The sequence below is a fragment of the Enterobacter sp. UPMP2060 genome, assembly GCF_053709655.1.
Window position 1 is genome coordinate 940,921 of record NZ_JBSKJQ010000001.1, and the last position, 14,541, is coordinate 955,461.

Here is a 14,541-nt window from a genome sequence, read left to right on the forward strand (position 1 = left end):
AGATGCCAGTTTATCAAATTGACGGTCTGACGCCGGTCGTGCCGGACGAGAGCTATGTTCACCCGACGGCGGTGCTGATTGGCGACGTGATTCTGGGCAAAGGCGTTTACGTCGGTCCTAACGCCAGCCTGCGCGGTGATTTTGGCCGTATCGTGGTGAAAGACGGTGCCAACATTCAGGATAACTGCGTGATGCACGGCTTCCCGGAGCAGGACACGGTGGTGGAAGAGGACGGGCATATCGGCCACAGCGCTATTCTCCACGGCTGCGTGATCCGCCGCAATGCACTGGTGGGCATGAACGCGGTGGTGATGGACGGGGCGGTCATCGGTGAAAACAGCATCGTCGGCGCGGCGGCGTTCGTGAAGGCGAAAGCGGAGATGCCCGCCAACCATTTGATTATCGGCAGCCCCGCCAAAGCGATTCGCGAACTCAGCGAACAGGAGCTGGCGTGGAAGCAGCAGGGCACGCGGGAGTATCAGGTGCTGGTGGAGCGCTGCAAGCTAACTATGCACCAGGTGGAGCCGCTGCGAGAAGTTGAGCCTGACCGGAAACGGCTGGCGTTTGATGAGAACTTAAGGCCGAAGTCGGCGGTGTAGGGCTCAGACCGTCTTTTTTCGCCATATCCATCAACAGCGCGATGCCGATGTAATTACTCCAGTTAAAGGTATTTTGCAGCACCACCACCGCATTGCCTTTTTCTTTGTCATAGCCGATAAAGCTGGAGTAGCCGCCGATATAGCCGACCTGATAGGTGATTTTTTCCAGACCGATAAAGTCAGTGGTCCAGGCAATACCCTGTACTCCGTCGGGACGTTGAATATCGGTATTTCTCACTTCGGCAAAGACGCTGTCAAGCAGGGGACTGTGGGTCGTCGATACGTGATAGCGGGCATAGGTCGCCAGATCTTCGGCGTTGCTGTATAAGCTCGCTGCCGCCACCATGTTGTTGGAAAAATGCCAGTCTGGGGTGAGCTGCCCGCGCGGGATAAATTTCGGCTGATCGCCCGCATGGCCGAGCGCACGCTCCGGGTATCCTTTTAGCTGCTGGGGAATAAAGCTGCTGTTAGCCATTTTCAGCGGACGGAAAATATAGCGCGAGGCTAAACTCTGGATATCTTCGCCGGTTTTGTGCTTCAGGATATAGCCGATCAGGGCGTAGCCGGTATTGGAATATTGCGGCACTTTATTCTTTGGCGCCCGCCAGTCAGCGAGGTAGCGCAGCACGTTATCGCTATCAAGCTCGCTATAGAAATTATCGCCGGTGCTTAAGTAGCTGATGAATTTTCCAAGCATCGGAACATCCATATTCTGACGCGGCAGGCCGGAGGTGTGGGTTACCAGTTCAAGCAGGGTAATTTTTTGTGCATCCGCGCTAAGCGGCGTACCCGGCGGTAGCAATGTCGCCAGGTTATCGTTCCAGTTCAGTTGCCCTTCATTCACCAGACAAGCCACCACTTCCGCCGTGATCCCTTTGCTGAGCGAGCCGAGCGCAAACAGGGTGTCGGGCCTGACCGGATAGCGATTGACCGCATCGGTTACGCCCCAGGTGTAAAACTGCGGCGAGCCGTGATTATGGATCACCGCGACCGTCATCCCGGGAACGGATTTTTGCGCCATATAGTGACGCACCACGCTGTCAACGTCGCCATCCAGCGAATCATGGGTGAGAAGTTCCTGAGTACCTTCCGGGGAGGACATCTGTGAAAGCGTGCCACAACCGCTGAGGAGTGGGAGAGTAAGCAGAAGCCAGCGAATTTTTTTTGTTATGTTCTGCATACCTGATAGCGAGTGTGGTGGTCATTGGCGCGCCAGGAATGTATCACAAATAGCCTGCCTGAATGTAAACTTTCTAAACGGCGGCGGCCCTGTTGAAGGTCACCGTGACTTTTCGGCCAGCCTTGAGGGATTTCAGTATGACTCGCTTTTATCAACTTACCGCCACCCGCCTGGATGGCCGCCTTATCTCAATGGCCGACTATGCGGGAAAGGTGGTTTTGGTCGTCAATACCGCCAGCCAGTGTGGCTTCACGCCGCAATATGCTGGCCTTGAAGCACTATACAAGAAATACGCCGATCGAGGACTAGTAGTGCTGGGCTTCCCCTGCAACCAGTTCGGTAAACAGGAACCCGGCGGCGCCGACGAAATCTCGAAAACCTGTCACATCAACTACGGCGTGAGCTTCCCGATGTTTGAGAAGCTGGAGGTTAACGGCAATGCGGCGCACCCGCTGTTTCGTTATCTGAAAAACGAATTGCCCGGCGTGCTGGGAGGGCGGATCAAGTGGAACTTTACTAAGTTTCTGATCGGCCGCGACGGTAAACCACTCAAGCGTTTTGCACCGATGACCACGCCAGAGAAAATGGAGAGGGTGATTGTGGAGGCTTTGGGGAGGTGAGAGTTTTGGTGAATGGAATTAACCATGAGTCGGGCACTTCCGGAATACCCGATGTCCGCTTTGTGCCAGGAGCGGACTTTTAGTTCGCTGTAGTACCGTTTATAACCGTATGAGATGGAAAATAATGAAGCCGCCAACTGGCGGCTTTTGTGCAGGAAGGTAAATTTAGCTGTATTCGGTAATATCAAACCCTTCATCAGCCGTTGGCTCTTCGAAATAGCGCGTTATGATGTCAAATTGTTGATCTGAGGCAGAAAATTCATGCACGCCTTCTGCATTACGGGCGCGCAAGCGGGATTTACATACTTCATCAGAAACTTTCAGATAGTGCAGCTGATTACTGGCACCTGACTCCTTAATAATGCTCATCATCCATTCACGATTTGTTTGTGTGTTTGCCGGGAAATCAAGAACCACTGATAAACCAGCTTTGAGTAGTGACACCAGATGAGGCTTCATGGCATTTCTTAGTCTTAATGAATACTGCACATAATCAGATATGGATTGCATTTCATTGGTAAAGAGGGCAGCCAGCCAGCGATCCTCGCTGACAATTACAGTCCCAGGTGATGATCCTAATTTTGCTGACAATGTGGATTTTCCGGATGCAATTTTTCCACATAACAAGTGCAAGACAGGTTTTTCAGGCGTCGTTACTGCATTTGTGTCCATTCTTTACCTCACTGGATTGTTACCGGTAAGGCCCGCCTTACCGGCGGGAAAATGGCGAACGTTATCCCACCTGAGTCAGACAGGTGATAATAATCATTGAATAGGTTAGGACTGAGTGTGTTTTCATCGTCATTCAACTTAACAGGGCCTGAATGCAAAATCAGCAATTTTTTCACTTATATACTGAGTGTCCGCTCCGAGCTCAAAACTGCTTCAGCAACTATGAAACAACTGCGTTATTTAACAATTTGCGGTAGTAACCTTTATTGATATAGCTTTATTGCTTTTGTGTTAATTTAAATTGGTACTATTTGCTTAAGGAGATATGCGTGAACATCACCATCTGCAAACCAGACGAATATCCTGATTTGGTTGATATTTTTATCGAGATGGAAAACTATTATAACCAGGATGTTTGCTTGTCCAGGAGTGACATGACCGCATATCTGAGGGATAAGGTCCTTGCAGTCGACTCTCATACTGAAGTTCACAAAGTGGTTTGTGAAGGAGTAATAGCTGCGTTTTCATGTGTCTCAGTGATGTACCCTTCACCACGTTTCAGCGGGCAAATGTTTATCAAAGAGCTTTTTGTTTCAGCACCTTTCAGGAGGGCTGGAGTGGGTAGAAAGCTGATGAGTTTTATAGCCAGCCGGGCTCAAGATCGGGGATGTTTACAGCTCGATTGGTTATCTGTGGCAGCAGACCCACTGGCGCAAAAGTTTTATGAGTCTTTCGGTGCTCAGGTTATCAAGAGTGTTAACTATCATCGGGTTTTTGGCACAAAAATAGATGAGCTTGCCCGCAGTGCCGGCTGAAGTACCCAGAAATAGAGTCACACCGTTGGTGAAAATAGCATAAGGGTGCGCCCACTGTTCGCTCAAAGCAGGCGTTTCCCACTACAATGCTGCTTTCCAATAACCCATTTACCCCCGCAGCCACGGCGTAATCGTCAGCCCGGTAAGCAAGCCTTCCGGGCTGAGCAGGCGAGTGACGGTTTGCCCCCACGGTTCCGTGCGGTTAGCCACCAGCAGCCGATAGCCTTTTTCACTCAGAACGCGTGTAGCCGAGTCTAAATCCTGTACCTCATACTCAACCCATCCCTGCGGTATCGGGTGCTCAACTGGCCACTGTTCCTCTCCAAAACAGGATGCTGCCGCCTGTGCGAGTGGCCAGACGGCGAAATGCTTCACGCCTTCCAGCTGATCCTCCTCAGTGAGCAGATAATCGGTATTCCCCTCCATCGGCTTCAGCGGAAGGCCGAGTGTCTGAACATAAAACGCGCTGCTGGACTCCGTATCCCGCGAAATGGGCCCGAACCCGGCGACGAACAAGACATCAATTTCCGGTAACGTCTGCGGCATATCCACTCCTGAATGAGGTGAAATTCACCCTGAATTTATCTTACGATCGGCGGAAATACGACTCTCAAAACTGGTATCGCGTTCACCGTGCCTGCACGTCCACGACGGGTTTAAAATTCAGCGCGATAACGATCAGCAGCACGACTCCCGCACTCATGATCAGCCATGCGCTGGTCAGCGAGACCGAACTGTCGCGAACGATCCCCGCAATTAACGGCATAAGCGCGGCGATCGTGTATCCGCCACCCTGAACTTTAGACAGCAACTTCCCGGCCTGCGCGGGCGTTCGCGCATGATCGAACGTGACGATGAGCGACAGCGGGAAGAGGGCGCCGATCCCGGTGCCAAGCAGCAACGTGGATAATACAGGCGTCGTACCCGGCGCAAAGACCAGACACAGTAATCCTGCCAGCAGCAACAGCAAAACGGCAATCAGCGGCACGCGGCGGTCGGGGAATTTACCGATCAGCGCGGAGACGGCAAACCCGGCGACAACCTCGGTTAACGTCAGCCAGGCCAGCATGTAGCCGCTGCTGCGTGCGGACCATCCCGCCTGAATATAGAGCGGGGGCAGCCAGGCCAATACCAGCGTGTAGGCTCCCGTTCCCACGCCGAAAAAGAGCAGCAGTAGCCCTGTACGGGAGGACGAGAGCGTAACGGTTTCGCGTGCTGTTTTTTCCTCCTGAGGATGCTTAACCAGGGTTAACCACAGTATCAGCGCCAGCAGCGCTAACAGCCCGGCCATTGCCAGCGCGGGCTTCAGCGTGAGCCATGAAAACAACGGCTCGGCGCTGGCGGCGGCGACTGCCGCTCCTGCCATAATGCCCGTGCTGAAAAGCGACATTACCGTGCTGGCCGTTTGCGTATATTCCTTTTTTATCAGGGCAGGCATTAACGCCTGCATCGTGCCTATGCTGGCCCCGCCCAGTAACGCGGTGCCCATAAGACTCTCCGGTGAGGCGCTAAAACCGCGCAGCAAACAGGCCGCAAGCAGGATGAAGAGCCCAAACATAATTCCCCGAACGGCGCCGACTCGGGCTAAAAGCCAGGGGCCACACAGGGCGGCAAGCCCCATCATCGCGACCGGCAGGGTGGTCAGCAGGCTGAATTGCGTAGCGGTCAGCCCCGCTTCGCGCTGCAGCACGGAAAACAGCGGTCCGACAGAAGCCAGAATGGGGCGCAGGTTCAGCCCGACGATAAAAGCGATAACGGCGAAGAGTAAAGGCGACGTGCGTTTCAACATTGAGTCCTTTTCGGTTGTGAATGGCCCGGGCAAATCGCACGAGCATTTATCTTAACGTTAAGATAAAATGTGTTTTTGCGTAAGATGTACCGCACAACAGGATAAATTCGCACGCCATCAGGGGTGAAAATGCAAGATCACGTAGACTTCGTTGTCGGCCAGTGGAGCCGCGCCATGCCGGAGCTGGACGCCTCGTCGATGAAAATTTTTGGCCGAATGCTCCGGCTGATGAAGCATCTGGGAAAAGAATGGGCGCAGGCGATGGCGCAGTTTGGCTTTCGCGAGGGCGAGTTTGACGTGCTCGCCACGCTGCGTCGCGCCGGTGAGCCGTACTGCCTTTCCCCCACGCAGCTCTATAAATCGCTGTTGGTAACCTCAGGGGCGATGACGAACCGGCTCAGCCATCTCGAACAGCTTGGGCTTATCAGGCGAATTGCCGATCCGGATGACAAGCGCAGCACCCTCGTAAGCCTGACACCGCACGGGCAGGAGCGCATCGAACAGGCGCTGATCGTCCATACACAAACGCAAAATGCGCTGCTGAGCAACTTGTCTGACGCGCAGCGCGCGCAGCTTGAGTCCCTGCTCAGGGAGCTGCTGATGACGTTCCCGTCTGAGGACCTGAGCGACAAGTCACCGAGTGCCGATAATACAAAAACTGCATAGCTAAACCTCACAGAAAGGGAATGTATGTCTTTACCACCACTGTATGCGCTGCGCGCTTTTGAAGTTGCCGCGCGGCTGAACTCCTTCAGCAAAGCGGCTGAAGCACTGAATATCACGCCGGGCGCGGTCAGCAGGCATGTCCGGACGCTTGAACAGTGGTTCGACTGTGAGCTCTTTAAACGCCAGGGGCCGAGAGTGGAGGTCAGTGATGCCGGACGTATTCTGGCCGGACAGCTCAGCGAAAGTTTCTCGAATATTGAGTGGGCCTGTCGCGCATTCAGAAGCGAAAACCACCTTCTGCGCCTCAAAGCCCCCAGCACCCTGACGATGCGGTGGCTGCTGAATGTGCTTAAATCCTTTCGCGAGAACCACGCTAAGCCAAAAATTGAAATTGCCAGCGTCTGGATGGACTTCGACACCGTTGACTTCAGCCGTGAGCCCTACGATTGTGCGATCCTGCTCGGTAATGGCTATTTCGGCGAGTCTACGGAAAGCAGGCTGCTCTTCAGTGAATGGCTCATTCCGGTTTGTACCCCGTCTTTGCTTGATTCAGCCCGGCATCAGCTTGCGCAGTGCGATATTATCCATCCCTCTCCGGACAGACGGGACTGGAAGCGATGGCTGAAAAGAACCGGGTCATTCCCAGGGCTCGACGTGAGTCGTGGAATCGTGTTCGACACCCTGGAGCAGGGAAGCCTGGCCGCCATGCACGGTCACGGCGTGACGATGGCCGACCTCCGCCTCACGCTCGACGCGCTGAAAAGCGGCCTGCTCGCGCTACCCTTCAGGGAAGCTATCGCAACCGGCGATGGCTACTACCTCGTCTGGCCGAAAAATTCGCTCAGAAGACAGAGTATTGAACGGTTGCTGGCGTGGCTTAACCTTAATGCGCCGGTGCTGCCTTCGTTGGATATCGTCTGTCTTGATTACAATGAAAATCGGGTTTAATAAATAGCGGAATATTTAGTGAAGGATATTCCGCATATAGAACATATTTATGCGTAGGGAATATTCGCCATCTGTTTATATCGCTCCGGCAGGGCGCTGTTCAGGTTGAGTAATTTATCCAGAATATAAAGCGCAGGCGTTCCCTTTGCTCGCTCGGCGTCGATCAGCGCAGTGCGTAACAGATTGGCAGCCGAGGTCATATCACGGAAATACTCCTGCGATTCACGCGTCTGAGCTTCGCCTGACGCGGCGTAACGCACCTTTGGCCAGTCCGCAAAGTCCAGCAGCGGAAGGATCCCATCCTCTTTTGGTAAATGCGCTGAGAGCAACTCTTCGGCGTTACCCGGATTGCTTTGGGCGAAAGCCAAAAGATGCAGTCGATGGATGAAGGGCGATAGCGCTTCTGAGCTTTCCTTTTCTGCTGAAAGTAACGTTATCAACTCATGCACATTTGTTTGGGCGCTAAATTTATGAGGCGAGATAATATTCAATACAGGGAATAAAACATCGAGTGTCATAGGTGCTCCATACAGGCTTAGTATTATTTATTTTTCTATCCCAGGGGTGAATGGATGGTATTTCAGGTGCGTCACTTTTTAAAAACGATAAATAGTGGGCATCAATGTGAGTTTTACTCAACGTTGCGCTTTGGGGGCGATCGCGCGCATCCTCACGCTGCAGCGATTTGTTTCACAAATGCCATCGCTCATCGACCGTCCAGAATGGTATAACGTCGTGCGGCTAAAGGGTTGCCGTCCGCTGACTCCATTCACAAAGGTGTATATGAAACAAATTACGTTCAGTGACCTGCAGCAACAAAGCGAGCAGGCTGCCAATTCTCCTCGCTTACGCGCGCACCGCAATTTACATCCCGAGCTGAGCGACCCGGTACAGCGCCTGGCTATCGCGATGGAGCCTGGTACCTATGTTCGCCCTCATCGCCACCCGCACACGTTTGAACTGCTGACGGCTTTGAGCGGTCGCTTTCTGGTGTTGAATTTTGATGACGGCGGTAACGTGACCCAGCGCGTGGTGTTAGGTGAAGACTGCAAAGTGCTGGAGATGGATGCCGGTACCTGGCATGCCGTGCTGTCGCTGGATAAAGGCGGCGTCATTTTCGAGGTAAAACACGGCGGCTATCAGCCTGTTCCGGAGCACGATACCGCCCCATGGTCACCGGCTGAGAACGCGCCCGGTTGCGCGGAGCTGATGAAATGGTACGCCCAGGCGCAGGTGGGGGACGGGGGTTTTACCCTGTAAACCGGTGAATTTTGATAAAAATAATCACAAAAAGGATGTGCGTATGTTGAAAAGATTAGTCGCGGGGCAGATGAGCTTACCGATGACTTTCTGGGGATGGGGATTCTGCGGAGGTTTTCTGCTGGGTCTCATTGGGCTTGCTGGAGTGCATACCGGTCACCCGGCAATGGTTCCGCTTTCCTATATCCTTAAAGCCATTCTGTTCAGTGCTGTACTTTCCGGCATTACTTTCATTCTGCGTCGAAAAATCACAGTCTTGGGTGGGGTCGCTTTTTTTATTATTCTGATTCAGGTGATTATGAGCGTAGTGATGGCGATTGGCCTTTTCTCGTTATTTTTTGAATAATCGCTGGAAAGAGAGTTCCGGTTAGCCAGCAGGATTAAAAGATCGCCCCTGACGGTGGTAGGTGATAACGAAACACGCGCTTCCTTCTGGCGAAGGAGGCGCGCCTTTGCTGTGACTGGATAGCCGGGATTATTTAAGACTCTCTAGCCCCTGCAGGAAATCCTCAACCTGCTCAGGCGTCGCCGCGTCTGCCTGGTAAAGGATATCGAGCTTAACGTTCTTCAACCCGCAGAAGCCAAACACGCCTTCGATTATCTGCGTCTGAATCGCCGTCGAATAGCCGTGTTTGTCGAATCCGGTGAGATCGCTGCCGCCTGTGGCAATCAGGCGGACGGGAACGTCGCGTAAGCTGCCCACAATCCGGCCGTCGTCGGCCACCTTATACGCCCAGTTCAGGGTTAATACGCGATCGAACCAGCCTTTCAACAGCGCGGGGACCGACCACCAGTACACGGGGAAGACAAACACCAGCATATCCGCTCGCTCGACGCGCTGCTGCTCGCGCAGAATATCGTCGGGAAGGGCGCTCGGATCGCCGTGATACAAATCGAGATCGGCGCGGGTCATCGCCGGATTAAACCCTTCAGCATGCAGATCGGCAATCTCAACCTGCGTACCTTGCTCGCGTAATTTTCCGGCAATACGGGCTGCCAGCGAATGGGATAACGAATTGTCGACAGGATGAGCCGTCACGATCAGTGCGTTATTAATGGCATTTGTAGCAGACATAGCGACCTCGAATGGGTGAGAACTGACGCCTATATTACTATTGGTAACTTAGGTGTCAATCCGCCCCCAGCGATCATTTTGTGCTATTCACGTAGGTCTCCAGCACGCCGGTCATGGCGCCGCTGAGCGTATCTTCCGCCACGTTCCGGGCGAGCACGCCGTTGCCCGCGGCGGTGCTGAGCGCGTCCGCCGCGCCAATGATGGCCGTCAGTACCGCTTCTCCCTGAACGCCTTTCAGCGCAACGAACGGGGAAAGCGCGGTACGCAGGCAGTCGGCGCATTCGGCCACGCATGCCTCACGAAACGTCTGCAGCGCGTGGGATCCGGACAGCGCCGCGGCGATTGGGCCGGTCTCCGGCCCGGCACTAATGGCGCAGTCGATATAGGCGGCGCTGAAAAAGCGGATCGTCTTCTCCAGCGTTTTGCTGTCGACCGCCAGCGTCTCGCGGAATTTCGCCAGCTGCCGATCGCTATAGTCCCGGTACAGCGCCATCAGCAGCCCTTCACGATCGCCAAAGTGATCGTAGGGGATAGGCTTGGTCACGTTGGCCCGCTCGGCCAGGTAGCCAAGAGTTAGGGCCTCCGTGCCTTGCTGACGAACGATTCCGCGCGCAACCTCCAGCAGCTGCACGCGGCGGTCCTCTTTTCTTAAGCGCTTAACAACCATGCTTTCCTCATAAGTGTTATCTACTCATGGTAGTTTACACGTTTTCTGTTCGGTGCTGCACGCGTTGTTCCGATGGTCGGATCCGGAACCAGATCGCATACATCGCGGGCAGGAAGACGAGCGTGACGATCGTCCCGCCCAGCGTTCCGCCTATCAGCGTGTAGGCCAGCGTGCCCCAGAACACCGAATGCGTCAGGGGAATAAACGCCAGCACGGCGGCCATGGCGGTCAGAAGGACAGGGCGTGCGCGCTGGACCGTCGCTTCAACCACCGCCTGGAACGGCTCGAGGCCCTCCTTCTGGTTATGATCGATTTGACCGATCAGGATCAGCGTATTGCGCATCAGAATGCCGGAAAGGGCGATCAAGCCGACCAGCGCGTTGATGCCAAACGGCTGATTGAAAATCAACAGCACGGGCACCACGCCAATCAGCCCCAGCGGCGCGGTTAAGAACACCATCACCATCGCCGAGATTGAGCGCACCTGCAAAATGATGATCAGCAGCGTCAGGGCAATCATGATAGGGAACAGCGGAATCATGGCCTGCGTGGCTTTGCCCGATTCCTCAATCGAACCCGCCATGTCTATTCGGTATCCGGCCGGCAGCGCATCAACAATCGGATTGAGCTGCTTCATGATGGCGACCGACACATCCGGTGGCTGAAGATGGTTAGCGATATCGCCCCGCACGGTAATCGTCGGAGTGCGATCGCGGCGGCGCAGGATCGGATCTTCCATACCGATCTCAATCTTGCCGATTTGAGACAGCGGAACGCGCTGTCCCGCATTGCCGACAAGGGTGAAACCTTCGATTTTGGCCGGATCGAGACGGATATCTCCCGCCGCGCGGCCAATGACCTCAACCGAGCGAATATCTTCCCGCACGGAGGTGACAGGCACGCCTGAGAGCAGAAACTGAAGCTGATCGGCAACGGCACTTGAGGTCAAGCCGGTCGCCTGCAGGCGGTTTTGATCGAGGGTGAAATGCAGGACGGGAACGCGTGAGCCCCAGTCGGTGTTGACGGTTCTCATCATCGGGCTTGCCTGGAGCACGGCTTTCACCCGGTCAGCGATGTCATGAACCTGTTCGACATCCGGCCCCGACACGCGCCAGGCAACCGGGAAGGGCGAGTACGGGCCAAACACCAGCTGCGTTACCCGCACGCGCGCTTCGGGGGCAAGGCCGTTGGCGACAGCGTCCCTCAGCCGGAGCTTGAGCGCCTCGCGTGACGTCTCGCTGTCCGTCAGGATCACTATTTTCGCAAAAGACGGGTCGGGCAGTTCTGGCGCCATCGCCAGATAAAAACGGGGTGAACCCTGACCAATATAGGCCGTGACAATTTTGGCTTCGGGCTGCTGGCCCAGCCACGCTTCGATTTTTGCGGTGGCGGCGCTGGTTTGCTCAATCGAGGTACCGTAGGGCATCTGCACCTCAACCAGCACTTCCGGGCGATCGGAGGTCGGGAAGAATTGTTTTTTAACCAGCCCCATGCCGAGCACGGCCAGGATGAAAATGGCGACCACCAACCCGGCCACCCGCCATTTTCTGGCGATAACGCGGGCCAGCAGCCGGCGAAAACGGTTATAGCGAGGCGTGTTATAGATGGCGGCATGACCCCCTTCGACTATGGGGATCGCCGGCAGGATCTTCACCCCAAGATAGGGCGTGAACACCACCGCGACAAACCACGAGGCAATCAGGGCGAGGCCGACGATCCAGAACATATTGCTGGTGTATTCCCCTGCGGTCGACTGGGCAAAACCATTCGGCATAAATCCAATGGCCGTCACCAGGGTACCGGCCAGCATGGGCGCGGCGGTATGGCTCCAGGCGAAGGCCGAGGCTTTGATTCTGTCGTAACCTTCCTCCATTTTTACCACCATCATTTCGATGGCGATGATGGCATCATCAACCAGCAGGCCGAGGGCGAGGATCAGGGAGCCCAGCGTCACGCGGTCAAAGTTTATCCCCGCGGCTTCCATCACCACGAAAACGACCGCCAGCGTCAGCGGTACCGCCGCCGCAACGACAACACCCACGCGCCAGCCCATGCTGACAAAACACACCACCATGACCACAAGCAGGGCGACGAAGAATTTGATCATGAACTCATCGACCGACGAGCGAATATTCACGGACTGGTCGGTGACTTTGGTCAGGGACATGCCCAGCGGCAGGCTATCATTTATTTTTGCCGTTTCCGCATCCAGCGCTTTCCCCAGCGCCAGACCGTTCCAGCCTTCACGCATCACAATGCCCAGCAGAAGGGCGGGCTCATGCTGATTGCGTATCAGCATCGTCGGGGGATCTTCGTAGCCTCGCTCAACCGTTGCCACATCGGACAGCTTGAGCGTTTTGCCCTGAGCAATAAAAGGCGTATCGCGGATTTTCTGCAGTTCATCGAACGCGCCGTCCAGGCGGATAAAAATCTGCGCGCCTCGGGTCTCAATAGAGCCCGCCGCGGCTAACGCGTTCTGGCTGTTGAGGGCGTTGAAAATATCCTGGGGTGAGAGCCCTATCGTCGCCAGACGGTCGTGGGAGAAGGAGATGTAAATCCGCTCGGCCTGTTCGCCGATAATGTTCACTTTCTTCACGCCGGGAACGTGCAGAAGCTGCTGGCGCAGGCCTTCGGCATCGCGTACCAGCAGCCGCTGCGGTTCGCCTTTCGCTTTCAGGGCAAAGAGGGCAAAGGTGACATCCGAGAATTCGTCATTGATCATCGGGCCGATGACGCCCGCCGGAAGTCGCTGAGATTCATCTCCAAGCTTCTTACGCGCCTGATAGAACTCCTCCTGCACTTCGGCAGGCGGGGTCTTGTCCTGCAATGACAACGTGATAAACGCCATGCCGGGACGGGTATAGGTTTCGGTACGGTCGTACCATTTGAGTTCCTGCAGGCGCTTTTCCAGCGGCTCGGCGACCTGATCCTGAATTTCCTGCGCGGTCGCGCCCGGCCAGACGGTTATCACCGTCATTTGCTTTACCGTGAAGGGCGGATCTTCCGCACGCCCGAGCCCAAAGAAGGCGTAAATTCCGGCGATGGTAACGAGAACGATCAGAAACAGCGTGACGGAACGTTCGCGGACGGCCAGCGCCGACAGGTTGAAGCGGCTTCCGCTCATGGTGTGTTCTCCGCCAGGGCGGCATTGCGCTGCTCAGCAAGCCTGACGACCTCACCTTCGTGCAGAAGATGGGCGCCTAACGCAACAATCTTCTCACCGGGCTTCACGCCGCCCGTGACCTGCGCCGCATCTTCACCCACGCTCAGCACCCTGACGGGCGTCCATGCGACCTTTGCCGGCTGGGCGGAAATAAGCCAGACGCCGGGACCTTTTCCTGCATCATAGAGTGAGGCCAGCGGGACCTGCATGACCTGACCTTCCGCTTTGTTGTCCTGAACGTTCAGCGTGACGGTCGCCCCCAGCGGCGCGTTCGCCAGCAGGCCATCCAGCACGTAGCGGGCTTCATACGTGCGGGTCGCGGCATCGGCCGAATCAGACAGCAGGCGCAGCGTTGCGGTGACCGGATGTTTTTCATTGCCATACAGCGTGGCCTGCGCTTCGCTGCCGACGGCAGGGCGCAGCGTTTCCGGAAGCTGGACGAGCGCTTCACGCTGTCCCGCTCTGGCGAGCCTGATCGCCACCTGTCCGGCGCTGACGACCTGACCCGGCTCGGCGAGCGTCTCCATGACCACGCCGTCCGAATCCGCCAGCAGCACGGCATAGCCCGTGGCGTTTTGCGCCACGCTGGCCTGCGCCCGGGCGGCGCTGAGATCGGCCCTGGCCGTATCGGCCGCCGCTTTGATCTGGTCATACTCCGAGGCAGACACCGCGCCGGACGCCACAAGACCGCGATAGCGCGCCTCATCGCTGGTGGCTTTTCGCGCGCGCGCCTGGGCCGCATCCACCGCGCGCTGCTGCGCCTGAGCCTGTAACTTCAGGTCAACCGGATCCAGGCGCAGCAGGGGCTGGCCCTGTTTGACGGTCTGGCCCGTATCGACCAGCCGCTCAAGGATTTTTCCCTGAACCCTGAAACCTAAATCGCTTTGCGTTCTTGCGACCACCACGCCCGTGAAGGCGCGGGCGTTATTGTTCGCAAGCTCGACGGAGGCGGATCTGACGAGCGGTGGCTTGGTGCGCGGATCGTCACTCGCGGAAATATCGCCGCACGCCACCAGGGCAAACGGCAGGAGACAAACGGCAACGCGGGCTGAAGTGAGCCTGAGCATGGGAAACCTTTTTGACGTAA

The 14,541-nt window shown here is 55.8% G+C and carries 16 protein-coding genes; 7 read left to right on the forward strand and 9 right to left on the reverse strand.

Annotated features, from left to right (window positions below):
• Nucleotides 1–2 precede the first annotated feature (2 nt).
• Nucleotides 3–599, forward strand: a complete 597-nt coding sequence (gene paaY / locus ACWKXN_RS04620) for a phenylacetic acid degradation protein PaaY (protein WP_033145432.1) — start codon at nucleotides 3–5, stop codon at nucleotides 597–599.
• Here paaY and ACWKXN_RS04625 read toward each other — a convergent pair.
• Nucleotides 508–1,779 (reverse strand): serine hydrolase domain-containing protein, encoded by a 1,272-nt coding sequence (locus ACWKXN_RS04625; protein WP_454543381.1) that lies wholly within the window; start codon nucleotides 1,777–1,779, stop codon nucleotides 508–510. The genes paaY and ACWKXN_RS04625 overlap by 92 nt on opposite strands.
• A gap of 137 nt (nucleotides 1,780–1,916) precedes the next feature.
• Between ACWKXN_RS04625 and ACWKXN_RS04630 the strand changes: the two genes are divergently transcribed.
• Nucleotides 1,917–2,399, forward strand: coding sequence for a glutathione peroxidase (locus tag ACWKXN_RS04630; RefSeq protein ID WP_048977914.1), 483 nt, complete (start codon nucleotides 1,917–1,919; stop codon nucleotides 2,397–2,399).
• Nucleotides 2,400–2,564: 165 nt separating this feature from the next.
• Here the strand turns inward: ACWKXN_RS04630 and ACWKXN_RS04635 are convergent, their stop codons facing one another.
• Entirely contained in the window at nucleotides 2,565–3,071 is a 507-nt protein-coding gene (locus ACWKXN_RS04635) for an AAA family ATPase (RefSeq protein WP_047061757.1), read from the reverse strand.
• 329 nt (nucleotides 3,072–3,400) lie between these two features.
• Here ACWKXN_RS04635 and ACWKXN_RS04640 point away from each other — a divergent pair, with 329 nt between their 5' ends.
• The gene (locus ACWKXN_RS04640; protein ID WP_167819424.1) at nucleotides 3,401–3,886 is read left to right on the forward strand and encodes a GNAT family N-acetyltransferase; all 486 of its coding nucleotides are present in this window, start codon (nucleotides 3,401–3,403) and stop codon (nucleotides 3,884–3,886) included.
• A gap of 108 nt (nucleotides 3,887–3,994) precedes the next feature.
• Here the strand turns inward: ACWKXN_RS04640 and ACWKXN_RS04645 are convergent, their stop codons facing one another.
• On the reverse strand, nucleotides 3,995–4,432 hold the full coding sequence (locus ACWKXN_RS04645; RefSeq protein ID WP_454543382.1) for a VOC family protein: 438 nt from the start codon (nucleotides 4,430–4,432) through the stop codon (nucleotides 3,995–3,997).
• Between the two features lie 82 nt (nucleotides 4,433–4,514).
• Nucleotides 4,515–5,675, reverse strand: a complete 1,161-nt coding sequence (locus ACWKXN_RS04650) for an MFS transporter (RefSeq protein ID WP_454543383.1) — start codon at nucleotides 5,673–5,675, stop codon at nucleotides 4,515–4,517.
• Nucleotides 5,676–5,804: 129 nt separating this feature from the next.
• Here ACWKXN_RS04650 and ACWKXN_RS04655 point away from each other — a divergent pair, with 129 nt between their 5' ends.
• Both ACWKXN_RS04655 and ACWKXN_RS04660 read left to right on the forward strand, forming a co-directional pair.
• Nucleotides 5,805–6,341 carry a MarR family winged helix-turn-helix transcriptional regulator gene (locus tag ACWKXN_RS04655; protein WP_033145438.1) on the forward strand — a complete coding sequence of 179 codons (537 nt, stop codon included), beginning with the start codon at nucleotides 5,805–5,807 and terminating at the stop codon, nucleotides 6,339–6,341.
• A 24-nt stretch (nucleotides 6,342–6,365) separates the two neighbouring features.
• Nucleotides 6,366–7,289 carry a LysR substrate-binding domain-containing protein gene (locus ACWKXN_RS04660; protein ID WP_143347064.1) on the forward strand — a complete coding sequence of 308 codons (924 nt, stop codon included), beginning with the start codon at nucleotides 6,366–6,368 and terminating at the stop codon, nucleotides 7,287–7,289.
• A gap of 47 nt (nucleotides 7,290–7,336) precedes the next feature.
• Here ACWKXN_RS04660 and ACWKXN_RS04665 read toward each other — a convergent pair whose 3' ends face one another.
• A complete protein-coding gene (locus tag ACWKXN_RS04665) occupies nucleotides 7,337–7,807 on the reverse strand; it encodes a hypothetical protein (protein WP_143347063.1) in 471 nt (156 codons plus the stop codon).
• Between the two features lie 265 nt (nucleotides 7,808–8,072).
• Here ACWKXN_RS04665 and ACWKXN_RS04670 point away from each other — a divergent pair, with 265 nt between their 5' ends.
• Nucleotides 8,073–8,549, forward strand: coding sequence for a WbuC family cupin fold metalloprotein (locus ACWKXN_RS04670; protein ID WP_182383498.1), 477 nt, complete (start codon nucleotides 8,073–8,075; stop codon nucleotides 8,547–8,549).
• 43 nt (nucleotides 8,550–8,592) lie between these two features.
• Nucleotides 8,593–8,895, forward strand: a complete 303-nt coding sequence (locus ACWKXN_RS04675) for a hypothetical protein (protein WP_033145442.1) — start codon at nucleotides 8,593–8,595, stop codon at nucleotides 8,893–8,895.
• Nucleotides 8,896–9,024: 129 nt separating this feature from the next.
• Here the strand turns inward: ACWKXN_RS04675 and ACWKXN_RS04680 are convergent, their stop codons facing one another.
• The 4 genes from ACWKXN_RS04680 to ACWKXN_RS04695 form a co-directional block, all read right to left on the reverse strand.
• Nucleotides 9,025–9,624: an NAD(P)H-dependent oxidoreductase gene (locus ACWKXN_RS04680; RefSeq protein ID WP_064672439.1), complete on the reverse strand. Its 600-nt coding sequence runs from the start codon at nucleotides 9,622–9,624 to the stop codon at nucleotides 9,025–9,027.
• A 73-nt stretch (nucleotides 9,625–9,697) separates the two neighbouring features.
• The gene (locus tag ACWKXN_RS04685; protein WP_038417506.1) at nucleotides 9,698–10,291 is read right to left on the reverse strand and encodes a TetR/AcrR family transcriptional regulator; all 594 of its coding nucleotides are present in this window, start codon (nucleotides 10,289–10,291) and stop codon (nucleotides 9,698–9,700) included.
• A gap of 34 nt (nucleotides 10,292–10,325) precedes the next feature.
• Nucleotides 10,326–13,415, reverse strand: coding sequence for an efflux RND transporter permease subunit (locus ACWKXN_RS04690; protein WP_454543384.1), 3,090 nt, complete (start codon nucleotides 13,413–13,415; stop codon nucleotides 10,326–10,328).
• Nucleotides 13,412–14,521: an efflux RND transporter periplasmic adaptor subunit gene (locus ACWKXN_RS04695; RefSeq protein WP_454543385.1), complete on the reverse strand. Its 1,110-nt coding sequence runs from the start codon at nucleotides 14,519–14,521 to the stop codon at nucleotides 13,412–13,414. The genes ACWKXN_RS04690 and ACWKXN_RS04695 overlap by 4 nt, the downstream gene beginning before the upstream one ends.
• Nucleotides 14,522–14,541: the final 20 nt, after the last annotated feature.